At 55.5% G+C, this 24506-nt stretch carries 37 protein-coding genes; 33 read left to right on the top strand and 4 right to left on the bottom strand.

Annotated elements, in window-relative coordinates; genetic code table 11:
* From AC07RZ_RS11600 to AC07RZ_RS11440, 33 genes are all read left to right on the top strand, one after another.
* Nucleotides 1-399, top strand: a 399-nt coding sequence (locus AC07RZ_RS11600) for an EF-Tu C-terminal domain-related protein (RefSeq protein WP_494668015.1), incomplete at its 5' end; no start/stop codon positions are given.
* 104 nt (nt 400-503) lie between these two features.
* Complete coding sequence (rpsJ, locus tag AC07RZ_RS11595; protein ID WP_014004392.1) at nt 504-821, top strand: 30S ribosomal protein S10; 318 nt, start codon at nt 504-506, stop codon at nt 819-821.
* A gap of 266 nt (nt 822-1087) precedes the next feature.
* Entirely contained in the window at nt 1088-1744 is a 657-nt protein-coding gene (gene rplC, locus AC07RZ_RS11590) for a 50S ribosomal protein L3 (RefSeq protein ID WP_092394412.1), read from the top strand.
* 3 nt (nt 1745-1747) lie between these two features.
* Nucleotides 1748-2368 (top strand): 50S ribosomal protein L4, encoded by a 621-nt coding sequence (rplD, locus tag AC07RZ_RS11585; protein ID WP_092394415.1) that lies wholly within the window; start codon nt 1748-1750, stop codon nt 2366-2368.
* Complete coding sequence (gene rplW, locus AC07RZ_RS11580; RefSeq protein WP_144740218.1) at nt 2365-2682, top strand: 50S ribosomal protein L23; 318 nt, start codon at nt 2365-2367, stop codon at nt 2680-2682. The genes rplD and rplW overlap by 4 nt, the downstream gene beginning before the upstream one ends.
* The gene (rplB, locus tag AC07RZ_RS11575; protein WP_014004396.1) at nt 2682-3509 is read left to right on the top strand and encodes a 50S ribosomal protein L2; all 828 of its coding nucleotides are present in this window, start codon (nt 2682-2684) and stop codon (nt 3507-3509) included. The genes rplW and rplB overlap by 1 nt, the downstream gene beginning before the upstream one ends.
* A gap of 10 nt (nt 3510-3519) precedes the next feature.
* Nucleotides 3520-3795: a 30S ribosomal protein S19 gene (gene rpsS, locus AC07RZ_RS11570; protein WP_014004397.1), complete on the top strand. Its 276-nt coding sequence runs from the start codon at nt 3520-3522 to the stop codon at nt 3793-3795.
* A 6-nt stretch (nt 3796-3801) separates the two neighbouring features.
* On the top strand, nt 3802-4134 hold the full coding sequence (rplV, locus tag AC07RZ_RS11565) for a 50S ribosomal protein L22 (RefSeq protein WP_014004398.1): 333 nt from the start codon (nt 3802-3804) through the stop codon (nt 4132-4134).
* A gap of 9 nt (nt 4135-4143) precedes the next feature.
* On the top strand, nt 4144-4989 hold the full coding sequence (rpsC, locus tag AC07RZ_RS11560; protein WP_144740215.1) for a 30S ribosomal protein S3: 846 nt from the start codon (nt 4144-4146) through the stop codon (nt 4987-4989).
* Nucleotides 4990-4991: 2 nt separating this feature from the next.
* The gene (gene rplP, locus AC07RZ_RS11555) at nt 4992-5411 is read left to right on the top strand and encodes a 50S ribosomal protein L16 (protein WP_092356322.1); all 420 of its coding nucleotides are present in this window, start codon (nt 4992-4994) and stop codon (nt 5409-5411) included.
* A 12-nt stretch (nt 5412-5423) separates the two neighbouring features.
* Complete coding sequence (rpmC, locus tag AC07RZ_RS11550; protein WP_014004401.1) at nt 5424-5615, top strand: 50S ribosomal protein L29; 192 nt, start codon at nt 5424-5426, stop codon at nt 5613-5615.
* Nucleotides 5615-5887 carry a 30S ribosomal protein S17 gene (gene rpsQ / locus AC07RZ_RS11545; protein WP_014004402.1) on the top strand — a complete coding sequence of 91 codons (273 nt, stop codon included), beginning with the start codon at nt 5615-5617 and terminating at the stop codon, nt 5885-5887. The genes rpmC and rpsQ overlap by 1 nt, the downstream gene beginning before the upstream one ends.
* Nucleotides 5888-6103: 216 nt before the next feature.
* A complete protein-coding gene (rplN, locus tag AC07RZ_RS11540) occupies nt 6104-6472 on the top strand; it encodes a 50S ribosomal protein L14 (RefSeq protein WP_014004403.1) in 369 nt (122 codons plus the stop codon).
* 9 nt (nt 6473-6481) lie between these two features.
* Entirely contained in the window at nt 6482-6796 is a 315-nt protein-coding gene (gene rplX / locus AC07RZ_RS11535) for a 50S ribosomal protein L24 (RefSeq protein WP_061538669.1), read from the top strand.
* 6 nt (nt 6797-6802) lie between these two features.
* Nucleotides 6803-7342: a 50S ribosomal protein L5 gene (rplE, locus tag AC07RZ_RS11530; RefSeq protein ID WP_061538670.1), complete on the top strand. Its 540-nt coding sequence runs from the start codon at nt 6803-6805 to the stop codon at nt 7340-7342.
* A 7-nt stretch (nt 7343-7349) separates the two neighbouring features.
* Nucleotides 7350-7655 carry a 30S ribosomal protein S14 gene (gene rpsN / locus AC07RZ_RS11525; RefSeq protein ID WP_014004406.1) on the top strand — a complete coding sequence of 102 codons (306 nt, stop codon included), beginning with the start codon at nt 7350-7352 and terminating at the stop codon, nt 7653-7655.
* Nucleotides 7656-7669: 14 nt separating this feature from the next.
* Entirely contained in the window at nt 7670-8065 is a 396-nt protein-coding gene (gene rpsH / locus AC07RZ_RS11520; protein ID WP_014004407.1) for a 30S ribosomal protein S8, read from the top strand.
* Nucleotides 8066-8075: 10 nt separating this feature from the next.
* Nucleotides 8076-8609: a 50S ribosomal protein L6 gene (gene rplF / locus AC07RZ_RS11515; RefSeq protein ID WP_041741097.1), complete on the top strand. Its 534-nt coding sequence runs from the start codon at nt 8076-8078 to the stop codon at nt 8607-8609.
* A 12-nt stretch (nt 8610-8621) separates the two neighbouring features.
* Nucleotides 8622-8984, top strand: a complete 363-nt coding sequence (gene rplR / locus AC07RZ_RS11510; RefSeq protein ID WP_041741098.1) for a 50S ribosomal protein L18 — start codon at nt 8622-8624, stop codon at nt 8982-8984.
* A gap of 12 nt (nt 8985-8996) precedes the next feature.
* The gene (gene rpsE / locus AC07RZ_RS11505) at nt 8997-9515 is read left to right on the top strand and encodes a 30S ribosomal protein S5 (protein WP_014004410.1); all 519 of its coding nucleotides are present in this window, start codon (nt 8997-8999) and stop codon (nt 9513-9515) included.
* A gap of 10 nt (nt 9516-9525) precedes the next feature.
* A complete protein-coding gene (gene rpmD / locus AC07RZ_RS11500) occupies nt 9526-9705 on the top strand; it encodes a 50S ribosomal protein L30 (RefSeq protein ID WP_038494775.1) in 180 nt (59 codons plus the stop codon).
* Nucleotides 9706-9731: 26 nt separating this feature from the next.
* Nucleotides 9732-10163, top strand: coding sequence for a 50S ribosomal protein L15 (gene rplO / locus AC07RZ_RS11495; RefSeq protein WP_494668014.1), 432 nt, complete (start codon nt 9732-9734; stop codon nt 10161-10163).
* 34 nt (nt 10164-10197) lie between these two features.
* A complete protein-coding gene (gene secY, locus AC07RZ_RS11490) occupies nt 10198-11529 on the top strand; it encodes a preprotein translocase subunit SecY (RefSeq protein ID WP_014004413.1) in 1332 nt (443 codons plus the stop codon).
* Nucleotides 11530-11564: 35 nt separating this feature from the next.
* Nucleotides 11565-11783 carry a translation initiation factor IF-1 gene (gene infA, locus AC07RZ_RS11485; RefSeq protein ID WP_014004414.1) on the top strand — a complete coding sequence of 73 codons (219 nt, stop codon included), beginning with the start codon at nt 11565-11567 and terminating at the stop codon, nt 11781-11783.
* Nucleotides 11784-11817: 34 nt separating this feature from the next.
* Nucleotides 11818-11931, top strand: coding sequence for a 50S ribosomal protein L36 (rpmJ, locus tag AC07RZ_RS11480; protein WP_014004415.1), 114 nt, complete (start codon nt 11818-11820; stop codon nt 11929-11931).
* 27 nt (nt 11932-11958) lie between these two features.
* A complete protein-coding gene (gene rpsM, locus AC07RZ_RS11475; protein ID WP_092394431.1) occupies nt 11959-12324 on the top strand; it encodes a 30S ribosomal protein S13 in 366 nt (121 codons plus the stop codon).
* A gap of 63 nt (nt 12325-12387) precedes the next feature.
* Nucleotides 12388-12792, top strand: a complete 405-nt coding sequence (rpsK, locus tag AC07RZ_RS11470) for a 30S ribosomal protein S11 (RefSeq protein ID WP_014004417.1) — start codon at nt 12388-12390, stop codon at nt 12790-12792.
* Nucleotides 12793-12971: 179 nt separating this feature from the next.
* The gene (gene rpsD, locus AC07RZ_RS11465; RefSeq protein ID WP_092356384.1) at nt 12972-13595 is read left to right on the top strand and encodes a 30S ribosomal protein S4; all 624 of its coding nucleotides are present in this window, start codon (nt 12972-12974) and stop codon (nt 13593-13595) included.
* A 154-nt stretch (nt 13596-13749) separates the two neighbouring features.
* Nucleotides 13750-14727 (top strand): DNA-directed RNA polymerase subunit alpha, encoded by a 978-nt coding sequence (locus AC07RZ_RS11460; RefSeq protein ID WP_061532025.1) that lies wholly within the window; start codon nt 13750-13752, stop codon nt 14725-14727.
* 185 nt (nt 14728-14912) lie between these two features.
* A complete protein-coding gene (gene rplQ, locus AC07RZ_RS11455) occupies nt 14913-15308 on the top strand; it encodes a 50S ribosomal protein L17 (RefSeq protein ID WP_092394434.1) in 396 nt (131 codons plus the stop codon).
* A 159-nt stretch (nt 15309-15467) separates the two neighbouring features.
* The gene (gene cutA, locus AC07RZ_RS11450; RefSeq protein ID WP_144740209.1) at nt 15468-15800 is read left to right on the top strand and encodes a divalent-cation tolerance protein CutA; all 333 of its coding nucleotides are present in this window, start codon (nt 15468-15470) and stop codon (nt 15798-15800) included.
* Nucleotides 15793-17634: a protein-disulfide reductase DsbD gene (dsbD, locus tag AC07RZ_RS11445; RefSeq protein WP_494668013.1), complete on the top strand. Its 1842-nt coding sequence runs from the start codon at nt 15793-15795 to the stop codon at nt 17632-17634. Before cutA ends, dsbD begins: the two co-directional genes overlap by 8 nt.
* 137 nt (nt 17635-17771) lie before the next feature.
* Nucleotides 17772-18413, top strand: a complete 642-nt coding sequence (locus tag AC07RZ_RS11440) for a peroxiredoxin (protein ID WP_494668012.1) — start codon at nt 17772-17774, stop codon at nt 18411-18413.
* Nucleotides 18414-18499: 86 nt separating this feature from the next.
* Here the strand turns inward: AC07RZ_RS11440 and AC07RZ_RS11435 are convergent, their stop codons facing one another.
* The 4 genes from AC07RZ_RS11435 to hemB form a co-directional block, all read right to left on the bottom strand.
* Entirely contained in the window at nt 18500-19660 is a 1161-nt protein-coding gene (locus AC07RZ_RS11435) for a magnesium transporter CorA family protein (protein ID WP_494668011.1), read from the bottom strand.
* Complete coding sequence (locus AC07RZ_RS11430; RefSeq protein ID WP_494668010.1) at nt 19638-20894, bottom strand: sterol desaturase family protein; 1257 nt, start codon at nt 20892-20894, stop codon at nt 19638-19640. The genes AC07RZ_RS11435 and AC07RZ_RS11430 overlap by 23 nt, the downstream gene beginning before the upstream one ends.
* A 162-nt stretch (nt 20895-21056) precedes the next feature.
* Nucleotides 21057-23174, bottom strand: coding sequence for a TonB-dependent receptor family protein (locus AC07RZ_RS11425; protein ID WP_494668022.1), 2118 nt, complete (start codon nt 23172-23174; stop codon nt 21057-21059).
* Between the two features lie 316 nt (nt 23175-23490).
* Entirely contained in the window at nt 23491-24504 is a 1014-nt protein-coding gene (gene hemB / locus AC07RZ_RS11420) for a porphobilinogen synthase (RefSeq protein ID WP_494668009.1), read from the bottom strand.
* Between the last annotated feature and the right edge of the window lie 2 nt (nt 24505-24506).

Here is a 24506-nt window from a genome sequence, read left to right as displayed (position 1 = left end):
AAGCTGCTGGACCAAGGTCAAGCAGGCGACAACGTTGGTGTGTTGCTGCGCGGTACCAAGCGTGAAGACGTAGAGCGGGGCCAAGTGTTGGCCAAGCCAGGTTCGATCAAGCCGCACAAGCATTTCACTGGCGAGATCTATGTTCTGTCGAAAGACGAAGGCGGCCGTCATACACCGTTCTTCAACAACTATCGTCCACAGTTCTACTTCCGTACAACGGACGTGACTGGTTCGATCGAGTTGCCAAAGGACAAAGAAATGGTGATGCCTGGCGATAACGTGTCGATCACAGTAATGCTGATCAACCCGATCGCGATGGAAGAAGGCCTGCGTTTCGCGATCCGCGAAGGTGGCCGTACCGTTGGTGCAGGTGTTGTCGCCAAGATCCTGGCTGACTAATAGTAGTTGTAGTGCAACAAGCAAGCCGCCTCGGCGGTTTGCTGTCAATGTAACAATATGCCGTGGGTGGCGTTCATCCACGGTTCGTTCTTTAAAGGAAAATCATGTCCGCTGCTAACCAAAAAATCCGTATCCGCCTGAAGGCATTCGACTACAAGCTGATCGACCAGTCCGCACAGGAAATCGTTGATACAGCCAAGCGTACCGGTGCAGTTGTCAAAGGCCCGGTGCCTCTGCCGACACGTATCCAGCGTTTTGACGTCCTGCGTTCGCCGCACGTCAACAAGACATCGCGCGACCAGTTCGAAATCCGTACTCACCAACGCCTGATGGACATCGTTGACCCAACCGACAAGACTGTCGATGCGTTGATGAAGCTGGACCTGCCAGCTGGCGTGGACGTAGAAATCAAGTTGCAGTAAGCCACAACAATTGCGGGACAGGGTTTAGGAACCACCGCAGCGTGGCGAATTACTCTGTCCCCCAACTGTTCAGTAGGTGTTGTAAATAAGGTGTAGCCGGCTAAAGTTTGACATACCACGACAAAGATGGTCTTGCAAATAAAAATTTACCCGGTTATACTGATCGGCTTCGGTGCAATTGCGGCGGCTTTCGTCTAGCGATTGCACTCATTTTAGTAGTACAAACATCAGCCCCGCCCAATCGTAGGCGGGAATGGAGAAAAACAATGAGCCTAGGCCTTGTTGGTCGCAAGGTTGGTATGATGCGCATCTTCACGGAAGATGGGGATTCGATCCCTGTAACCGTGCTGGACGTGTCGAACAACCGCGTGACCCAAATCAAAACGCCTGAAACAGACGGTTATACCGCTGTTCAAGTTGCATTCGGTCAGCGTCGCGCTTCGCGCGTGACAAAAGCTGCTGCTGGTCACTACGCCAAAGCTGGCGTCGAGGCTGGTACCATCCTCAGAGAATTCCGCATTGATTCAACCAAGGCTTCCGAGCTGAAGGCCGGCGAAGTTATCGCTGCCAGCCTGTTCGAAGTCGGTCAAAAGGTTGACGTTCAAGGTGTCTCGATCGGTAAGGGTTACGCTGGTACCATCAAGCGTCACAACTTTGCGTCCGGTCGTGCCAGCCACGGTAACTCCCGTTCGCATAATGTCCCAGGTTCCATCGGTATGGCGCAGGATCCAGGTCGCGTTTTCCCTGGTAAGCGCATGACCGGTCACATGGGTGACGTTACTGTAACCACGCAAAACCTCGAAATCGCACGTGTTGACGCTGAGCGCCAACTGCTGCTGGTCAAGGGCGCGGTTCCAGGTGCTAAGAACGGCCAAGTTGTGGTTAGCCCTGCGATCAAAATCAAAGCTAAGAAGGGAGCCTAATTCATGGAACTCAAGCTCCTGAATGACCAAGGTCAAGCTGCTTCGAACGTTGCTGCTCCGGATACCATTTTCGGCCGCGACTACAACGAAGCTCTGATTCACCAGGTCGTAGTTGCTTACCAGGCTAACGCTCGCAGCGGTAACCGTAAGCAAAAAGACCGTGAAGAAGTTCATCACACGACTAAAAAGCCATGGCGCCAAAAGGGTACTGGCCGCGCTCGTGCCGGTATGTCGTCTTCGCCACTGTGGCGCGGCGGTGGTCGGATTTTCCCGAACTCGCCTGACGAAAACTTCACGCACAAAGTAAACAAGAAGATGTATCGCGCAGGTCTCTGCTCGATTCTGTCGCAGTTGGCACGCGAAGGTCGTCTGTCGGTCGTCGAGAACTTCTCGGTTGAAGCGCCAAAGACCAAATTGCTGTCGCAAAAGCTGAAGACCATGGGTCTGGATTCCGTGTTGGTGATCACCGACAACCTGGAAGAAAACCTGTTGTTGGCGTCGCGTAACCTGCCAGGCTTCCTGGTATGTGAGCCACGTCACGCTGACCCAGTATCGCTTGTGTTCTACAAGAAGATCCTGATCACCAAGCAAGCTTTGGCTAAGATTGAGGAGATGCTGGCATGAACGCAGTAGTTAAACATAGCGAAGAGCGCTTGATGAAAGTGCTGCTGGCGCCGGTCATTTCCGAAAAGGCAACGATGGTTGCGGAGAAAAACGAGCAAGTCGTTTTCCGTATCGCACCAGACGCTACCAAGCTGGAAGTCAAGGCTGCTGTCGAACTGCTCTTCAAAGTTCAGGTTGAGTCGGTGCAGGTTGCCAATCGCCAGGGTAAGCAAAAGCGTAGCGGCAAGACCATGGGTCGCCGCAACCACACCCGTCGCGCATTCGTATGCTTGAAGCCGGGTCAAGAGATCAACTTCACCGAGGAGGCTAAATAATGGCACTCGTTAAAGTTAAACCAACCTCGCCGGGCCGCCGTGGCATGGTCAAGGTCGTTAATCCCGACCTGTACAAAGGCCGTCCATTTGCTGCCCTGATCGAGAAGAAGTCGAAAACAGCTGGTCGTAACAACAACGGTCATATCACTACTCGCCACATCGGCGGTGGTCATAAGCAACATTACCGTCTGATCGACTTCAAGCGCACCAAGGATGGCATTCCAGCGAAAGTGGAACGTATCGAATACGATCCAAACCGCACTGCGAATATCGCCCTGTTGTGCTACGCCGACGGCGAGCGTCACTACATCATCGCCACCAAGGGCATGGCTGTAGGCGACCAGGTAATGAGCGGCTCGGAAGCGCCGATCAAATCCGGCAACTGCCTGCCAATCCGTAACATTCCGGTTGGTACGATTCTGCATTGCGTCGAAATGCTGCCAGGTAAGGGTGCCCAGATGGCCCGTACCGCCGGCGCCGGCGTTGTGCTGATGGCTCGTGAGGGTACTTACGCCCAGATTCGTCTGCGTTCCGGTGAAGTTCGCCGTGTTCACATCGAATGCCGCGCAACCGTAGGCGAAGTCGGCAATGCCGAACACAGCCTGCGCAAGATCGGTAAAGCGGGTGCGATGCGTTGGCGTGGTGTTCGTCCTACCGTTCGCGGTGTGGTCATGAACCCGGTTGACCATCCTCACGGTGGTGGTGAAGGCAAGACCGCAGCTGGTCGTCATCCAGTTTCGCCATGGGGCCAACAGACCAAGGGTAAGAAGACACGCAGCAACAAGCGTACTACTTCCATGATCGTCTCGCGCCGTGGCAAGAAATAAGGGGTAACACATGACACGTTCATTGAAAAAAGGGCCGTTCTGCGACGCCCATCTGGTGAAAAAAGTTGAAACTGCGCAAGCAGTCAAAGACAAAAAGCCAATCAAGACTTGGTCCCGTCGCTCGACCATCATGCCGGATTTTATCGGTCTGACGATTGCTGTGCATAACGGCAAGCAACACGTCCCGGTATACGTATCCGAGAACATGGTTGGTCACAAGCTCGGCGAATTCGCGCTGACCCGTACGTTCAAGGGTCATGCTGCTGATAAGAAGGCTAAGAAATAAGGTCCGATGATGGAAACTAAAGCTACCCTCCGCGGTGTGCGCCTTTCGGCTCAAAAGGGCCGTCTGGTCGCCGACCTGATTCGCGGCAAAAAAATTGATCAAGCACTTAACATCCTGGCCTTCAGCCCGAAAAAAGGTGCAGCTATCATCAAGCGTGTTCTGGAATCCGCAATTGCGAATGCCGAACACAATGACGGTGCTGATATCGACGAGCTGAAAGTCACGACGATATATGTGGAAAAAGGTTCGGTCCTCAAGCGCTTCACCGCGCGTGCAAAAGGCCGTGGCGATCGTATCTCGAAGCAATCCTGTCACATTTACGTGACTGTCGGAAACTAAGGAGTCACGATGGGACAGAAGATTCATCCAACCGGTTTTCGCCTTGCGGTTACACGTAACTGGGGATCCCGCTGGTATGCAGGCAACAGCAATTTTGCCCAAATGCTCGGCGAAGATCTGAAAGTACGCGCTTTCCTCAAGAAAAAACTGAAGAACGCATCGGTCGGCCGCGTTGTTATCGAGCGTCCTGCAAAGAACGCACGCATCACGATTTACAGCTCGCGTCCTGGTGTTGTTATTGGTAAAAAAGGCGAAGACATCGAAGTACTGAAGTCGGCGCTGACCAAGCTGATGGGTGTGCCGGTTCACGTTAATATCGAAGAAATTCGTAAACCTGAAATCGACGCACAGCTGATCGCTGATTCGATCGCGCAGCAGCTCGAAAAACGCATCATGTTCCGCCGCGCGATGAAACGTGCGATGCAGAACGCAATGCGTCTGGGCGCGCAAGGGATCAAGATCATGTCGTCCGGCCGTCTGAACGGTATCGAAATCGCACGTACCGAATGGTACCGCGAAGGTCGCGTACCACTTCACACGCTGCGCGCCGACATCGACTACGGTTTCGGCGAAGCTGAAACCACGTACGGCATTATCGGCATCAAAGTCTGGGTTTACAAGGGCGATCGTCTGGCTAACGGCGAAGCGCCGGTAATCGACGTACCTAACGACGACGACAAGAAACGCCGTGGTCCACGTCGTGATGATGGCAAACCAGCTGGTCGTCCACGTGCTAAAACTACAACGGCAGGTCCAGGAGCGCCAGCTGCGCGTCCAGCCCGTGCCAAGAAGCCGGATGGCGCTGCTGAAGGTGTTGCTGCTGTTGCTGCGCCGGCTGAGAAAGCAGGAGAATAATCATGCTGCAACCAGCACGCAGAAAATATCGTAAAGAGCAAAAGGGCCGCAACAAAGGCATTTCGCATTCGCGCGGCACTGCCGTGTCGTTCGGCGAATTTGGCTTGAAGGCGATTGGCCGCGGTCGTATCACCGCGCGTCAAATTGAAGCAGCTCGTCGCGCAATGACCCGTCATATCAAACGGGGTGGTCGTATCTGGATTCGCATTTTCCCGGATAAGCCAATTTCGCAAAAGCCTGCTGAAGTCCGGATGGGTAACGGTAAGGGTAATCCCGAGTACTACGTGGCTGAAATCCAGCCAGGTAAAGTGCTGTACGAGATGGATGGCGTCGACGAAGCTCTGGCGCGTGAGGCATTCCGTTTGGCTGCAGCTAAATTGCCGCTTTTGACCACGTTCGTCGTGCGTCAAGTTGGCCAATAATTGGAGTGAATCATGAAAGCATCTGAACTCCGCGACAAAGATCAAGCGGCCTTGACGAAAGAGCTGAACGAGTTGCTGAAGGCGCAGTTTAGCCTTCGCATGCAAATCGCTACTCAGCAATTGAGCAATACGTCGCAATTGAAGAAAGTTCGTCGCGATATAGCACGGGTCAAGACCGTCATCAATTCGAAGGGCGCCCTGTAATGAACGATCAAGTGAAACAAGCGCTCAAGCGCACGCTGGTTGGTAAAGTTGTGTCCGATAAAATGGACAAGACTGTTACCGTCCTGATCGAACGCCACGTCAAGCATCCTCTGTATGGCAAAATCATCGTGCGTACTAACAAGTACCATGCACATGACGAAACCAACCAGGCCAAGGAAGGCGACGTAGTCGAGATCCAAGAAGGACGTCCAATCTCCAAGACTAAAGCTTGGAGCGTGACACGTGTGGTACAAGTGGCACAAGTCCTGTAAGTATTTGTTGCGAGCCAAGCATTTTGATGTAATAATGCTTGGCTTCGCTCCTGTTGGCTTCCAATAAGAGCGGAATAAACACCCTGCAGTATCTAGCAAGAAGTTTTGGAAGTCGTCCACCTAAGCAGTGCGCTCAGCAGAGTTGCCCTGACAGGACCAAGACTGACCGTAAATCCGCATCGTGCGGCAGCGAGTTAAGTTGGGAAAGAAAATATTATGATTCAAACGGAAAGCCGGCTCGAAGTAGCCGACAACACTGGTGCACGCGAAGTTATGTGTATCAAAGTTCTGGGTGGTTCCAAGCGTCGCTATGCCAGCATTGGTGATGTGATCAAGGTTACCGTCAAAGTGGCAGCGCCACGTGGTCGCGTCAAAAAAGGCGAGATCTATAACGCCGTTGTCGTGCGGACCGCTAAAGGTGTTCGCCGTCAAGATGGTTCGTTGGTCAAGTTCGATGGCAATGCAGCAGTGCTGCTGAACGCGAAGCTTGAGCCAATTGGTACGCGTATTTTTGGACCAGTCACTCGTGAACTGCGCACTGAGCGCTTCATGAAGATTGTGTCGCTCGCGCCTGAAGTGCTGTAAGGAGTCGAGATGGATAAGATTCGGAAAAGCGACGAAGTAATCGTCCTGACTGGTAAAGACAAGGGCAAGCGCGGTGTTGTTAAGCAACGCGTTGATGCTAACCACGTTGTCGTAGAAGGCATCAACGTTGCTAAAAAAGCAACCAAGCCGAACCCGATGACTGGTGTAACTGGTGGCATCATTGACAAGTTGATGCCAATTCACGTGTCAAATGTGGCGTTGTTCAACGCTGCAACTGGCAAGGCAGATCGCGTTGGTTTTAAAGATGTGGATGGCAAGAAAGTCCGCGTTTTCAAGTCCAGTGGCGAAGTTGTTAAGGTTTAAGAGATCATGGCCCGTCTCCAAGAATTCTATAAAGAAAAAGTCGTTACCGACCTGACAGCGAAATACGCTTACAAGTCCGTAATGGAAGTGCCGCGCATCCTGAAGATCACCCTGAACATGGGTCTGTCGGAAGCGATTGCGGACAAGAAGATCATTGAACACGCTGTTGGCGATTTGACCAAGATTGCAGGTCAGAAGCCAGTCGTGACCAAGGCACGGAAAGCTATCGCGGGTTTCAAGATCCGTGAAGGCTATCCAATCGGTTGCATGGTTACATTGCGTGGCGCTCAGATGTACGAGTTCCTGGATCGCCTGATCACTGTCGCGCTGCCGCGCGTTCGTGACTTCCGTGGCGTTTCCGGTCGCGCATTTGACGGTCGTGGTAACTACAATATCGGCGTGAAAGAGCAGATCATTTTCCCCGAAATTGAGTACGACAAGATTGATGTGTTGCGTGGTATGAATATCAGTATCACGACGACTGCAAAGACCGACGACGAAGCAAAATCGCTTCTCGCCGCATTTAAATTTCCGTTCAGAAACTGAGGTTGCCATGGCAAAACTGGCACTGATTAACCGTGAACAAAAGCGCGCTGACCTGGTAAAGAAATACGCCGGCAAGCGTGCCGAGTTGAAGGCAATCATTGATGACCAATCGAAATCGGAAGAAGAGCGCTACGAAGCTCGCTTGAAATTGCAAGCGCTGCCACGTAACTCGGCTCCGACACGTCAACGTAATCGTTGCTCCCTGACTGGTCGTCCACGTGGCACTTTCCGCAAGTTCGGTCTGGGCCGTATTAAGCTCCGTGAAATCGCCATGCGTGGCGAAATTCCGGGTATGACTAAAGCAAGCTGGTAATAGGAGAATATGCAATGAGTATGAGCGATCCTATCGCCGATATGCTGACCCGTATCCGCAATGCGCAAGTAGTTCACAAGACAACCGTGGCAATGCCATCGTCGAAGGTCAAGATTGCGATTGCCAACGTCCTCAAGGACGAGGGTTACATTGAAGATTTCGCTGTCGCAGAAGAAGGCGGCAAAGCGGAACTCAAAATCGGTTTGAAGTATTACGCCGGCCGTCCTGTTATCGAACGTCTTGATCGTGTGTCCCGTCCAGGGCTGCGGATCTACAAGGGCAAAGATGACATCCCTAACGTGATGAACGGCTTAGGTGTGGCAATTATTTCGACACCTGCTGGTGTCATGACGGACCGCAAAGCGCGCGCAACCGGTGTCGGTGGCGAAGTTATTTGCTACGTCGCCTAAGGAGTGCAATATGTCTCGTGTAGGTAAAATGCCGATTGCACTGCCAACTGGCGCGGAAGCGACCATTACAGCAGCGCAGATCACAGTTAAGGGCCCATTGGGCTCACTTTCCCAGGCTTTGAATGGCCTGGTAAAAATCGAAAACAACAACGGCACGCTGAATTTCGCTGCCGCTGACGACAGCCGCGAAGCCAATGCGATGTCAGGCACCCTGCGTGCTCTGGTCAACAACATGGTCAATGGCGTAACCAAGGGTTTCGAAAAGAAGCTGAACCTGGTTGGCGTGGGTTTTCGTGCGCAAGCACAAGGTGACAAGTTGAATCTGTCGCTCGGTTTTTCGCATCCGGTGGTTCACCAAATGCCGCAAGGCGTGACCGTGGCAACGCCGACGCAAACCGAGATCCTGATCAAGGGTATCGACAAGCAACGTGTTGGTCAGGTTGCTGCAGAAGTTCGTGCTTACCGCGAACCTGAGCCGTATAAGGGCAAGGGCGTTCGTTACTCGGACGAAGTGGTAATCCTTAAAGAAACCAAGAAGAAGTAATAGGGGTTGACGATGGATAAGAAACAATCACGTCTGCGCCGCTCACGCCAAACGCGTGCCAAGATCGCAGAGTTAAAGGTGAACCGCCTGGCAGTGCATCGTACCAACTTGCACATTTACGCCAGCATCATCGGCCCTGACGCTAAAGTGCTGGCTTCGGCCTCCACACTGGAAGCTGAAGTACGTGCAGAACTGGCCGGCAAGTCCGGTGCAGGCGGCAATACGGCAGCTGCATCTCTGGTTGGCAAGCGCGTTGCCGAGAAGGCACTGAAAGCAGGAGTTACCGAAGTTGCGTTTGATCGCTCCGGTTTCCGTTACCACGGCCGCGTCAAGGTGCTGGCAGATGCCGCCCGTGAAGCCGGTCTGAAGTTCTAAGGAAGAATCGTCATGGCAAAAATGCAATCGAAAATGCAAAGCGATAAGCCGGATGATGGCATGCGCGAAAAAATGATCGCGGTCAACCGTGTGACCAAAGTGGTCAAGGGTGGTCGTATCATGGGTTTCGCAGCATTGGCTGTTGTTGGTGATGGCGATGGCCGTATCGGCATGGGCAAGGGCAAATCCAAGGAAGTGCCGGTTGCAGTGCAGAAGGCGATGGAAGAAGCCCGTCGCAAGATGATCAAGGTAACGCTGAAGAACGGTACATTGCAGCACGCAATCTCCGGCAAGCATGGCGCCTCATCGGTGCTGATGCTGCCAGCTAAAGACGGTACTGGCGTCATCGCCGGCGGTCCAATGCGCGCGATCTTCGAAGTACTGGGTGTGACGAACGTTGTGGCCAAGTCCACTGGTTCGACCAATCCTTACAACATGGTTCGTGCTACTTTGAACGGCTTGTCAAAGATGAACACGCCATCGGAAATTGCTGCCAAGCGCGGCAAGTCCGTTGAAGAAATTCTGGGCTAAGGTGATCAAAATGACAAAGACTGTAAAAGTACAATTGATCAAGGGTTTGATCGGCACGCGCGAAACTCATCGCGCGACAGTTCGCGGCCTGGGCCTGCGTCGTGTCAATTCGGTTTCCGAATTGCAAGACACCCCAGCTGTGCGCGGCATGATCAATAAAGTGTCCTATCTTGTGAAAGTGGTGTCGTAAGCTTTGGCTTGCGAACGGAGCAAATTATGGAATTGAATACTATTCAACCTGCAGATGGCGCCAAGCATTACAAGCGTCGCGTTGGTCGTGGTATCGGCTCGGGCCTGGGTAAGACAGCCGGCCGCGGTCACAAGGGTCAAAAATCGCGTTCGGGCGGTTTCCACAAGGTCGGCTTTGAAGGCGGTCAGATGCCTCTGCAACGTCGTTTGCCAAAACGCGGCTTCAAGTCGATGGCAACGCCGTACAAGGCTGAAGTTCGTTTGTCGGACCTGGAAAACCTGCCGGTAACTGAAATCGATATCCTGGTGTTGAAGCAAGCTGGTGTGATCGGCGAGCTGGCACGCGTGGTACGCGTCATCCTGTCGGGCGAAGTCACCAAGAAGGTAACGCTCAAAGGCTTGATCGTTACCAAGGGTGCAAAAGCTGCGATTGAAGCGGCGGGCGGATCGGTTGCTTAATTTGTCGTTCTAACTCGTAGCAATGGAGCAATAAGTGGCGACTTCTCCCCAACTTGCAAAGAGTGCTGCGAGCGGCTTCCCTTGGGGCCGTCTGTGGTTCTTGCTTGCTGCATTGGTTGTATATCGTATCGGTGCGCATATTCCTGTACCGGGAATTGACCCGTCGCAGTTAGCGCAATTGTTTAAGCAGCACCAGGGCGGCATTTTGGGCATGTTCAACATGTTCTCTGGTGGTGCATTGTCGCGATTCACCGTGTTTGCGCTGGGGATCATGCCGTATATCTCGGCTTCGATCGTGATGCAATTGATGTCGATTGTGTCGCCTCAGCTGGAAGCGTTGAAGAAAGAAGGCGAATCCGGCCGCCGCAAGATTACCCAGTACACCCGTTACGGTACGCTGTTGCTGGCGACGTTCCAGGCCCTGGGGATTGCAGTAGCGCTGGAATCGCAGCCCGGCCTGGTGCTGGATGCAGGCCTGGCTTTCCGCTTCACGACAGTTGTGACGCTGGTGACAGGAACAATGTTTTTGATGTGGTTAGGTGAACAGATTACCGAGCGTGGTCTTGGCAATGGTATCTCGATCATCATTTTTGCAGGTATCGCAGCTGGTTTGCCAAATGCGATCGGTGGTTTGTTCGGGCAGGTAAGTACCGGTTCCATGAGTGCCTTGTCGGCGATCCTGATTTGTCTGATCGCAGCCGGCGTGACATACCTGGTGGTGTTTATCGAGCGCGGCCAGCGCAAGATCCTGGTGAATTATGCCAAGCGCCAGGTGGGCAACAAGATTTATGGCGGTCAAAGCAGTCATTTGCCGCTGAAGCTGAATATGGCTGGTGTGATTCCTCCAATCTTTGCTTCCTCGATCATCTTGTTTCCTGCGACAATCACGAGTTGGTTTACTTCCGGTGATTCAACCAATCCGGTGGTCAACTTCCTGAAGGATATGGCGGCTTCACTGGCGCCAGGCGAGCCGATTCATGCTTTGCTGTATGCGATTGCGATTGTGTTCTTCTGCTTTTTCTACACTGCGCTGGTATTCAACAGCAAGGAAACGGCAGACAACCTGAAGAAAAGCGGCGCGTTTGTGCCGGGGATTCGTCCAGGTGAACAGACAGCACGTTATATCGACAAGATCTTGATGCGTTTGACTCTGGTTGGCGCGGTCTATATCACGGTAGTGTGCCTGGTTCCCGAATTCTTGATCGCTCGCTGGAAGGTACCGTTCTATTTTGGTGGTACATCGCTGTTGATTATCGTAGTGGTCACCATGGACTTCATGGCGCAGGTACAGAATTACGTGATGTCGCAGCAATATGATTCGCTGCTGCGTAAGGCAAATTTCAAGGGCGGCGTTTCGACGCGGTAAGTTGAGATGAACGACCAGAGGAACCAGTAGACCGAATGGCAAAAGACGACGTTATCCAGATGCAAGGCGAGATTCTTGAGAATCTCCCCAATGCAACATTTAGAGTCAAGTTGGAAAACGGACATATCGTCCTCGGTCATATTTCTGGCAAGATGCGCATGAACTATATTCGTATCCTGCCAGGAGATAAGGTGACAGTGGAATTGACACCTTATGATTTAAGCCGGGCACGGATTGTGTTCCGTACCAAGTAACAGCAATTAGAACCTAGAACGAAAGAGGGCAAAAATGAAAGTGCTCGCATCAGTCAAGCGGATCTGCCGCAACTGTAAGATCATTAAGCGCAAAGGCGTAGTTCGCGTCATTTGTACGGAACCGCGCCATAAACAGCGCCAAGGTTAATTAACGTTATTGATCGAGGAATAACGAATGGCACGTATTGCAGGGGTCAACATCCCCAATCATCAGCACACCGTCATCGGCTTGACAGCCATCTACGGTGTTGGCCGCCCACGCGCACAAGAAATTTGCGAGAGCACGGGTATTTTGACTACGAAGAAGATCAAAGATCTCGACGATAACGAGCTGGAAAAGCTGCGCGACGAAATTGCAAAATTCGTCGTCGAAGGTGACCTGCGTCGTGAACTGTCGATGAACATCAAGCGTTTGATGGATCTGGGTTGCTATCGTGGTATGCGTCACCGTAAAGGCTTGCCTTGCCGTGGCCAACGTACTCGTACCAATGCTCGTACCCGCAAGGGCCCGCGCAAAGCCGCTCAATCGCTGAAGAAATAATTAAGCTGCCACGCTTCCGTGGCAACTGATTGTTCTTAGGTAGTCGGATTCAAGGAAATTATTATGGCAAAGTCCCCAAATAACGCCGCAGCAGCACGTGTGCGTAAAAAAGTTAAAAAGAACGTTGCTGAAGGCATCGCGCACATCCACGCGTCTTTCAACAACACCATCATCACGATTACCGATCGTCAAGGTAACGCGTTGTCGTGGGCGACATCTGGTGGCGCTGGCTTTAAAGGCTCCCGCAAGTCGACTCCATTTGCAGCGCAGGTTGCAGCCGAAGCCGCTGGTAAAGTGGCTGTGGAATGTGGCGTGAAGAACCTGGAAGTTCGCATCAAGGGCCCAGGCCCAGGTCGCGAATCCGCGGTTCGTGCATTGAACAACCTGGGTATCAAGATCACCCAGATTCAAGATGTGACGCCAGTACCGCATAACGGCTGCCGCCCACCTAAGCGTCGTCGTATCTAAATCGATTCTGATTGTCGCTGCTGCCTGCAGCAGCGATTGCAAGTTGCCCGCCAATGACCTTGGCGGGTTTTGTTCTTAAGCCCACTGTCTGGTTGAAAGCAAACCGGACTAGCGCCAGGTCGGTTGTCGACCGCAAAAGGCAGTAATGTCTCGGCGTCATATTTTTAAAAGGAAGCATCGTGGCACGTTATATCGGACCTAAAGCAAAACTCTCCCGTCGTGAAGGTACGGACCTGTTCCTGAAGAGCGCACGCCGCTCGCTGGATTCCAAGTGCAAACTGGATTCCAAGCCAGGTCAGCATGGCCGCACATCGGGCGCACGTACCTCCGACTACGGCAACCAATTGCGCGAAAAGCAAAAGGTCAAGCGTATGTACGGCATCCTGGAACGCCAGTTCCGCCGTTATTTCGCTGAAGCGGACCGTCGCAAGGGCAACACCGGCGAAACATTGCTGCGTTTGCTGGAAGCGCGCCTGGACAACGTTGTTTACCGTATGGGTTTCGGTTCGACCCGTGCTGAAGGCCGTCAATTGGTCTCGCACAAGGCGTTCACCGTCAACGGCAACGTGGTCAACATCGCGTCTTACCAAGTGAAGCCTGGCGACGTTGTTGCCGTTCGTGAAAAAGCCAAGAAGCAAGTGCGTATCGTTGAAGCTCTGTCGCTGGCAGAACAAGGCGGCATGCCATCGTGGGTTTCGGTCGATGCAAAGAAAATGGAAGGTACTTTCAAGTCCCTGCCAGACCGCAACGAAATCGCCAACGATGTCAACGAATCGCTGATCGTCGAACTGTACTCGCGTTAATTTCAGTTTTTCCGGCCCTGCCTGCAGTCATATTTTCCGCAGGCGGGGCTTTTTCATCAGGGTGGCGCCGGCAATCTTCAGGATTATCGGCGCCACCCTTAATGCCATCAGCCTTATCGGTGTAACGAGCCGAGGGTATTGAAAAGGACATTTCATGCAAAACAGCTTGTTGAAGCCACGTATTATCGAAGTAGAAGCACTGGGTGCCGGCCACGCTAAAGTCGTGATGGAACCGTTTGAACGTGGTTACGGCCACACCTTGGGCAATGCGCTGCGCCGCGTGCTGCTGTCGTCGATGGTTGGCTACGCGCCGACTGAAGTGACGATTGCCGGCGTGGTTCACGAATACTCGTCGCTCGACGGCGTGCAGGAAGATGTAGTCGACATCCTGCTGAACCTGAAGGGCGTCGTATTCAAGCTGCATAACCGTGACGAAGTCACGCTGACCCTGAAAAAAGATGGCGAAGGCGCAGTCCTGGCTTCCGACATCGACCTGCCGCATGACGTCGAACTGGTCAATCCGGAACACGTGATTGCCCACCTGACAGCCGGTGGCGCGCTCGACATGCAGATCAAGGTTGAAAAAGGCCGCGGTTACGTGCCCGGCAACGTCCGTCGCTTGACGGAAGATGCCAACAAGACCATCGGCCGCATCATCCTGGACGCATCGTTCTCGCCGGTCCGCCGTGTTTCCTACGCTGTTGAATCGGCGCGTGTGGAACAGCGTACCGACCTGGACAAGCTGGTCATCAACATTGAAACCAATGGCGTGATCACTCCGGAAGAAGCGATTCGCCAATCGGCGCGCGTGCTGGTTGACCAGCTGAACGTGTTCGCTGCGCTGGAAGGCACCGAAGCTGCTGCCGAAGCTCCATCGCGCGCACCGCAAGTCGATCCGATCCTGTTGCGCCCGGTCGACGACCTGGAACTGACAGTACGTTCGGCGAACTGCCTGAAAGCAGAAAACATTTACTACATTGGCGATCTGATCCAGCGTAGCGAAAATGAGCTGCTGAAGACGCCAAACCTGGGCCGCAAGTCCTTGAACGAAATCAAGGAAGTCCTGGCGTCCCGTGGTCTGACACTGGGCATGAAGCTGGAAAACTGGCCGCCTGCAGGCTTGGAAAAGTAATATTTGTTGTTCGGCCAGGGGTGGGATAGAATCACGCCCTTGGGCCTCGTCCCTGGACGCGTTTTATCGGCTCCACCCTTGTTGTATCCATTGTTGCACTTAATTTCAACCGGCCCGCGACCCAGGCAACACGCCGAAGTCGATCGAAGAGCTGGATGTAAACTCAAAAACTGAAAGGAATTACCATGCGTCACCGTCACGGCCTCCGTAAATTAAATCGTACTTCTTCCCACCGCCTCGCCATGTTGCGCAACATGACTGTTTCGCTGCTGCGCCACGAAGCGATCAAGACCACATTGCCGAAGGCAAAAGAACTGCGTCGCGTGATCGAACCGATCCTGACATTGGGCAAGACCGACACACTGGCGAACAAGCGCCTGGCATTCGCCCGTCTGCGTGACCGCGAAATGGTCCTGAAGCTGTTTGCTGAGCTGGGCCCACGTTACGCAAACCGTAACGGCGGCTACCTGCGCATCCTGAAAATGGGTTTCCGCGTTGGCGATAACGCTCCGATGGCTTACATCGAGCTGCTGGACCGTCCTGAAATCAGCGATGCTGCTGATGTACCGACAGCTGACTAAGTTAGTCAACTCAGTCAGCTAACTTAACCAGCCCAGCTGCGTTAAAATCAAAAGCCAGGCCTAGCCTGGCTTTTTTGCGTTTTGTGCGCCATTCCCTGGCCCTGCGCCATGATATTGAACCGCGGCGCCGATTGTAAGGATCACCCTGGGGAACCGACTATGTCAGACGCCTTGCTTATACTCACCAACTTGCCGGATGCAGCCAGCGCGCAAGCGCTGGCACGGCAGCTGGTAGAACGAAAACTGGCAGCTTGTGTCAATATCCTGCCAGCCGTGCAAGCGGTGTATCGCTGGCAAGGCGTGGTGGAGCAGGCCAGCGAAGCGACTTTGCTGATCAAGACTGCCGCCGCGCGTTACACGGAGTTGGAAGCTGCAATCAAGGCGGCCCACCCGTACGCGTTGCCGGAAATTATTGCCTTGCCGATCGTGGCCGGTTTGCCGGCCTACCTGGACTGGATTACTGCAGAAACCCAAAAGGACGTGAATGTTTAAGCACCTTATTAAGCACATTAGGCAATTGTCCCTGTTGTTTGCCATGATGTTCGCGCTGTGCCTGGCGCATGCCGAGGAAGACGACTACCTGGCGCCGGAAGTGGCGTTCAAGTTTTCAGCGCGCATGGCCGATGCCAAGACAGCCGAAGTGACCTACGCGATTGCCGACGGCTATTACATGTATCGCGAGCGTTTCCATTTCAAGGCCGAAGGCGCCACGCTGGGCGAACCGCAGATCCCTGCCGGCACCGTCAAGTTCGACCAGACCTTCAACAAGAATGTCGAAACCTATCACCACAGCGTCACCATCCGCTTGCCGGTCGAGGCAAACGGCAGCTTCACGCTGATTTCCACCGGCCAGGGCTGCGCCGACAAGGGACTGTGCTACCCACCCATGGATTCGAGCATCAGCCTGTCTACCGCCGGCGGCAGCTCCGCAGGCGGCCTGCTAAGCGCGATGGGTATCGCGAAAGGCGGCAGCGCCATCGATACGCCGGTCGCAGGCGGCAATGCCTCTGCGGCCGCCGTACAGGCGCCTAGGAGCGTGATTCCATCCGCTCCTGCCGATACCGAGAGCGGACGCATCGAATCGTCGCTGAAGGGCGGCAAACTGCTGGTGATCATGCCGCTGTTCCTGCTGCTGGGGCTGGGGCTCGCCTTCACGCCTTGCGTCCTGCCCATGGTGCCCATCCTGTCGTCGATCATTGTCGGCGAGGGCACCAAGGTCAGCCGCGGCCGCGGTTTCCTGCTTTCAGTGACCTATGCGCTAGGGATGGCGCTGGTCTACACCGCGCTGGGCGTTGCTGCCGGCCTGGCTGGCGAAGGCCTGGCCGCCACCTTGCAGAATCCCTGGGTATTGTCGGCATTTGCTTTGCTGATGGTGCTGATGTCGCTTTCCATGTTCGGTTTTTATGAACTGCAACTGCCTGCGGCTTTCCAGACCAGGCTGACGCAAGCCTCCGGCCAGCAATCGGCTGGCAAGCTGATCGGCGTGTTTGTGATGGGCGCGATTTCGGCATTGATCGTCGGACCGTGCGTGGCAGCTCCGCTGGCCGGCGCCTTGGTGTACATCAGCCAGACCCGTGACGTAGTGGTCGGCGGCAGCGCGCTGTTTGCGATGGCGGCCGGCATGAGCGTGCCGCTGGTGCTGGTCGGCATTTCCGCCGGTTCACTGTTGCCGCGCGCCGGCGCCTGGATGGAATCGGTAAAACGTTTCTTTGGCATGCTGATGCTGGCAGTGGCGTTATGGATGGTGGCGCCGGTGATTCCGGCGCTGGCGCAGATTTTGGGCTGGGCAGCGCTGGGCATAGGCTACGGCGCATACCTGCTGTGGGGTAAATCGTCGGCCTGGTTCGCCAAGGCATTCGGCGTGGTGTTCATGGTGTGCGGCGTGGTGCAGCTGGTCAGCGGCATCAGCGGCGGGCGCGATGTGCTGGCGCCGTTGGCGCACTTGGGCGGAGCGCAGCAAAGCGCGCATACGCAATTTGTCCGAGTCAAATCGGTGGCCGAACTGGATGCTGCCCTGGCCCAAACCGGCGGCAAGCCGGCATTGCTGGATTTTTATGCCGACTGGTGCGTATCGTGCAAGGAAATGGAAAAACTCACTTTCACCGACCCGCGCGTGCAAGCGCGCTTCGGCGAAATGATTCTGCTGCAAATCGACGTCACGGCCAACAACGCGGACGACAAGGCCATGCTCAAGCGCTTTAACCTGTTTGGACCGCCAGGCATCATATTGTTTGACGGACAGGGACAGGAAGTCCCTCGCGGACGCGTCATCGGTTACCAGAACGCCGATAAGTTCCTGCAATCATTGTCGGTGCTGGATAGCTGATCGCTATGCGTGCTCATTTTGTATCCAACCTGCGGTTATGTAGATAGTAGATAAAATTCTTTTGGCCGCGGCTGCGACAGGGTATAGTTTTAGTTCGATGTTTTTGCAATTCCCCATGCAATCCAAAGGAGACTGAAATGACTTTACGCCTTGGCGACGTCGCCCCCGATTTTGAGCAGGACTCATCGCTCGGCAAGATCAATTTTTATGACTGGGCCGGCGATTCGTGGGTAGTGCTGTTTTCCCATCCGGCTGACTTTACGCCGGTCTGCACCACTGAACTCGGCCTGACTTCCAAATTGAAATCGCAATTTGAACAGCGCGGCGTGAAAGTGATCGCGCTGTCTGTGGATCCTGCCGACAAGCATCAGGAATGGATCAAGGATATCAACGAAACGCAGAACACCGTGGTTGGTTTCCCGATCATCGCCGATGCCGACCGCAAGGTGTCGGAACTGTATGACCTGATCCATCCGAATGCCAGCGCAACGGCGACTGTGCGTTCGCTGTTCGTGATCGATCCGGCCAAGAAAGTGCGCCTGATCATTACCTATCCAGCCAGCACCGGCCGCAATTTCGACGAGATCCTGCGCGTCATCGACTCCCTGCAGCTGACCGATAATTATTCGGTCGCCACGCCAGGAAACTGGAAAGATGGAGAGGATGTCGTGATCGTGCCGTCGCTGCAGGACCCCGAGGTGCTCAAGCAGAAATTTCCCAAGGGTTTCAAGGCGATCCGTCCTTACCTGCGCCTGACGCCGCAGCCTAATCGCGACTGATTGCCTGCTGCAGTTTTCCCGCAGCGTCTCGAAAAAGAGCCCCGCCGGTTTGCCTGCGGGGCTCTTTTTTGATATGCCGGAAAGCGCTAGCGCCGGTCCAGCGCCTGGCTTTCCAGGTAGCGCCGGCGCTGGAAGAATACCAGCATGACGACGATGATCAGCGCCATGCTGCCCATTGTCAGCCAGAAGCCGAATGCATTTTTGAGCAGGGGCATGACTTCGAAATTCATGCCAAAGATCCCTGTGATCAGGGTCAGCGGCATGAACAATGCGGTGATGACGGTCAGCGTGCGCATGATCTCGTTGGTGCGATGAGCGACCGCGGAAAAATGGATCTGCACCGCCGATTCGATCGACGACTCCAGCCGGCGCGCGTGGTTCAGCACGCGCGTAATATGCTCCATCACATCGTTGATGCGCACCAGCAGCAAGTCCTTGGCGCGGCTTATTTCAATGCCGTCGTCGATGTCGACGAAATAATCGCGCAATTCCTGCATGGCGTCGTGCTGCTCTTCACACAGGTTTTCCAGCTTGCGCAATTCGATCCGCGCATCCAGCAGCGCCATCCAGTCCTTGAACGGCCGGCGCGGATCGAGCAGCGCGCGTTGCCAGCGGTCCAGTTGCGTGGTCAGCGGCTGGCGCAAGTCCAGGTACTGGTCGACCATGGCGTTGATCAGGCGCAGCAGCAGATCTTCCGGCGAGGTTGGCGGACGCGTCGAGTGCGGCGTCTTTTCAGTCTTGTTGCAAAGGTCGAGCAAACGCGCGCGCGCCGCATCGATGGTGCGGCTGGCGCGTTCGTGAACGGTAACCAGCGCATGGTCCATGATCAGGAAAGTCACCGGCTGCGTCGCCAGCTTGCTCAAGGCCGCGGGAATCCGGCGCTTGCTCGCTTCACTTTCGGCAGCCGCGGCTGGTGGCGCAGCAATCTTGTCGACGGCGATCGGAACGCCGTTTTCCGTTGTGCGAAGATTGCCGTTGTTATTCAGCATGAGCTTGCGAAACACCACCATGCCGTAATCCTGGGTTGAATCGAAATACGAAGGATGGTTCGGGTTGAGCGTATCCGTCATGTGCGGATCGTAGATCTGCACGCCGGTGGCAAGCGCGATGGCGTTGCGCCAGGCTTCAGGATCGGCGCCTACTTCCTCGTGGGTGGCGTCGATCCACAGGAAACCTTTGACCGGTACGGTATCTGGTATTTCCTTGCTTTGGCTGACCTGGTTGTCACTGATGAGAAAGATGTCCATGCATTGTCGAGAAGCGTTTAAATATAAGCCAGAGGGCGATCATCGAGAGCAGCGATACGGCGATGATGCCGCCTTGTGCCAGCGGTGACAAGGATACCGCACCAAACCAGACCTTGCCGACCACTACCCCGGCGCCGGTCGCGGCCAGGCGCAATGCTTCCAGTGCGATGTAGTGCGGCCGCATCTCCATCAGGCCGCCGACTATCCATAATCCTGCCGCCAGCCAGGCAGCGTAAGCCAGCTCCGGCGGCCACGACATGACGGCCTGCGCCGCCAGGAAATGCGTGGTGACCAGCAGCACGATGGTGAATTGCACCAGGCAGTAGGCCTGTGCGGCAACACTAAGCTGCGGATGATACAGCGGCCGGGCGATATCGAAAGGCGTGGCCGGCCATTTTGCCGCAACATCTGCCGGACGCCAGCCCGGCGCCTTCAGCCAGACTCGCAGCTTGTCGCCCAGCCGCTGTGCGCGCCAGGCGTCCAGCCACAAGACTTTGTAGACTTCGAAATTGGCCCAGATCGGGTTCCAGCTGCGCAGGGGACTGCGGGTGCCGTACACCACGGGATCCTGGTCGCGCTCTTCGATGAAGGTGCCGAACAGGCGATCCCACAGGATCAGGATGCCGCCGTAATTCTTGTCCAGGTAGATATCGTTGACGCCATGGTGCACGCGATGGTTGGAAGGCGTCACCAGCACCCGGTCCAGCCATCCCAGCCGGCCTATCTGCTGCGTATGCACCCAGAACTGGTAAAGCAGGTCGACCAGCGCCACGGCGGCAAACACTTCGACCGGATAGCCCAGCAGCGCCATCGGTACATAAAAGATCCAGCTCAGGAACGGGCCGCTGCTGGTCTGGCGCAGCGCGGTCGACAGATTGTAGTCTTCGCTTTGATGGTGCACCACATGGGCCGCCCACAAGACGTTGACTTCATGGCCGCAGCGATGCAGCCAGTAATAGCACAGGTCGTAGAGCAGCAAGCCGGACAGCCATACCCACAGGCTGTCGGCCGGCAGCTTGAACAGAGCGATGCGGCTGGCCAGCCAGGCATAGATGCCGATGCGCAGCACTTGCATGAACACGCCGGAAACCTGGCTCAGGACACCCAGGCTGATGCTGTTGATCGCATCGTTGAGGCGGTAGGTATTGCGCCGACGCAGCAGGCCGACGGCCAGCTCGATGAATATCAATAAAAAGAATACCGGCGTCGCCAGGGTAATCACTTTCTCTTGCATCTTTGTCTCCTGTCGCTTGCCGCGATCGATGTTGTTGCTTTGCATGGTAACCGAAAGCCCGGGCAATGCAGGAGGAGGGTTTCCTCGAACAAAAAATGGAAGCCGAGACCGGGCTTCCATTTTTTCGCTGAGTGCGGCAAAAAGCCGCTGTATGGCAACTGTTTAGAACGTATAGCGTCCTTGCACATACACCATGCGCGGCGCGCCGACCATGCGTCCGGCGTTGCTGTCGACGTTGCGGGTGTAATAACGTTTATCGGCCAGGTTGTTGACGCCGGCCAGGATGTCGAAGCCTTTGGCGCCCGGCACCTTCCAGTCGACCTGGGCATTCCAGGTGCGGAAACCGGGGATCTCGCCGTTGCTGCCGTCCGCGCTTTCGGCGATGATATTGGCATTGTCGGCGAACTGCTTGCTTTGATGCGTGCTCGACAGGTTGAAGCCCCACGGACCATGCCGGTAGCGCAAGCCGACGGTATCGGTATTGCGCGAATAGAACGGCACGTCCAGGCCGCGGGTCGGTCCCGATTCCTGCAGCGCGCGGGTGTAGCTGTAGTTGGCGAACAGGTTCAAGCCCGCCAATTTGCTGTCCTTGTCGAAGGTATAGTCGACTGCGCTTTCAATACCCTGGTGCTTGGTTTTGCCGATATTCATGAAGGTTGCCGGCACCGTCCCTGCAACCTGCTGGATCTGGTTGTCGAAGCGCATGTCGAATAGCGTCACCTCGGCCGACAGCCGGCGGCTCTTCCAGCGGGCGCCGGCTTCCACGGTTTTCGCCAGTTCCGGGATCAGCGGATTGGCGGCGGACTGCGAATTCAGCTGCAGGTTCTGCACCGGCCCGAACGAGGTAGTGTAGTTGGTGAACAAGGTCAGGTCCGGCGTCAGCAGGTAGGCGATATTGAGCGACGGCAGGGCCTTGTTGTTGGTGGTCTGGTAGGTGCTGCGCGCCTTCAGGTCGTCGCGGGTAGAGTTGATATGCTCGAAACGCACGCCCGGTGTGACGCGCCATGCGCCGAACGAAATCTTGTCGTCGATATAGGCGGCATGGGCATCGGTGGCGTTGTTGAAGGTGGTCTGCGGCGTCAGCAATCCACTGGCGATGGACTCATTGAAGCTGTTGTCGTTGCCGCGCTCGCGGATATAACGGTAGCCGACCGAGACGTCGTTGGTGGTCTGGCCCAGGTCGAAACGCTGCGTGTAGCGCGGTTCGATGCCCAGCACCTCGTAATTGCGCGGCTGGTGGACCAGGTTGGCGCCCGAGATCAATACGCTCTGGCGGAAGCTTTCGTTGTAGTAAGCGCGGACTTCGAATTCCTGGGTGGCCGACAGTGTGTTGAGATAGCCGGCATCGATGCCTTTGCGCGTACCGCTCCAGAAATCGGTAGGGCGCGTGTTCTGGAAAGGATCGGCATTATATTGCGCCACGGTCAAGCCGCCGGGCGTACGCGAGTTGACGTCGTAATACGATACCTTGCCGTAGAGCTCCGAACCCGGAGTCAGCTGGTAACGGAATTTCAGCGCAAAATCGTTGACCGTTTCCCGGCTGCCTGCGCGCCAGCTGGAACCGTCGGAACCGGAGTACAGCAGCGCCAGGCCGAGGCCGGGGTCGAGGTCAGTGCCGAGCTGGCTGCCGATGAATGCACTGTATTGCTTGTTCGTTTCGCCGCCGCTATAGCCGTTGTAGCGCACGCTGGCGTCGCCGTTGAAACCAGGCTCGGCCGGAATCGAGCGTGTCTTGAAATTGATGATGCCGCCGACGTTTTGCGGACCGTAGCGCACCGCGCCGCCGCCGCGCACGACGTCGATGGCTTCGATGTTGTTCAGGCTGACCGGCGCAAACGACAGCTGCGGCTGGCCATATGGCGCCACCGCCATCGGGATGCCGTCCAGCAGCACGGTAGAGCGCGGCGAATAGCGTCCGGTCAGTCCGCGCACGCCGATATTGAGCGAAATCGCGCTGCCGGCGGTGCCGGAATTGTCGGTCGACTGCACGCCCGGGATGCGGCGCATCACATCGCCGATGTTGGAGGCGCCGCTATTTTCGATTTCTTCTTTCTTGACTACGGTGCGCGCCCCCGGAAAACGTTTCACGCTGTTTTGCAAGCCGCTGCCGAGCCAATCGGCGCTGACCTGGATCGATTCCAGCGTTGAAGTGGTGGCATCGTCGGCGGTGACCGGAGCGGCAGCGGTTTGGGCCAGCCCAGGCAGGCTCAGGAAAGCCAGTGCGACCGCTGTTGGATAGCGGCGGACGATAAGATGCGGAGGACTCTTGAGCGAGGTCATTGTCATATTTCTTTGCGGGTGGGGGAGTGCTGGTGCTGGCTGGTCTTGCTCGCAGCGCGACGTAGTCGGGTTTGAGAAGAATGGCTGACCGGGGATAAAGACGTGAATGATAATTATTATCGTCTATGTGGTCAAACCTAAATGCACGAACTTGTAATTATTGTGGCCTGGATGCAAAAAAGAAGGATTTCAAGCTGATATGCCTGCTTTTAGGGCGTGTTCGCCGACCTTGCCAAAGGCTACGTCAGCGGCGCGTTTGTTGGAAGCCGGGCCGGTTTTTGCAGATCCGGCACGGCTCTTTTCCAGCAGCGGGCGCTTAGCCTTTTTTCAAGTGACGGGCGATATCCAGCGCAAAATACGTCAGCACGCCGTCGGCGCCGGCGCGCTTGAACGCCATCATGGCTTCCATCATGGTCTTGTCGTGGTCGAGCCAGCCGTTCTGGGCGGCAGCCTTGATCATCGCGTACTCGCCGCTGACCTGGTAGGCAAAGGTCGGCACCTTGAATTCGTCTTTCACGCGGCGCACGATATCCAGGTAGGGCATGCCCGGCTTTACCATCACCATGTCGGCGCCTTCGGCCAGGTCCAGCGCGACTTCATGCAAAGCCTCGTTGCTGTTGGCCGGGTCCATCTGGTAGGTATTCTTGTTGCTCTTGCCGAGCGTGGCGGAAGAACCGACCGCATCGCGGAACGGCCCGTAAAACGCCGAGGCGTACTTGGCCGAATAAGCCATGATGCGGGTGTAGATGTGATGGTGGGTTTCCAAGGCATGGCGGATCGCGCCGATGCGGCCGTCCATCATGTCGGACGGCGCCACGATGTCCACCCCAGCCTCGGCCTGGGTCAGCGCCTGCTTCACCAGGATGGCGCAGGTTTCATCATTGAGCACGTAACCGTCTGCATTGAGCACGCCGTCCTGGCCGTGGCTGGTGTAGGGATCGAGGGCCACGTCGGTCAGGATGCCGAGCTCTGGAAAACGCTGTTTCAGCTCACGCACTGCGCGTGGGATCAAACCTTGCGGATTGGTGGCCTCGATGCCGTCCGGGGTTTTCAGCGATGGATTAATGACAGGGAACAAGGCGATGACTGGGATTCCCAACGCCACGCATTCTTCCGCCACATTTAGCAGTTGATCAATTGACAGACGCTCAACTCCCGGCATCGAATTGATTTTCTCTCGCTGGTTCTTGCCATCCAGTAGGAAGACCGGGTAAATCAGATCGGCGGTGGTGATGGTGTTCTCTCGCATCATCGCGCGCGAAAAAGCATCTTTGCGCATGCGGCGCATGCGGATGGCTGGAAACTGGGCGGTTTTCTGAGAATATGGCATGT

Source organism: Collimonas sp. GW821-FHT07E08, assembly GCF_059418905.1.
The sequence above is the reverse complement of the archived record's forward strand: the minus strand, read 5'-3'. Positions and strand labels throughout refer to the sequence as shown.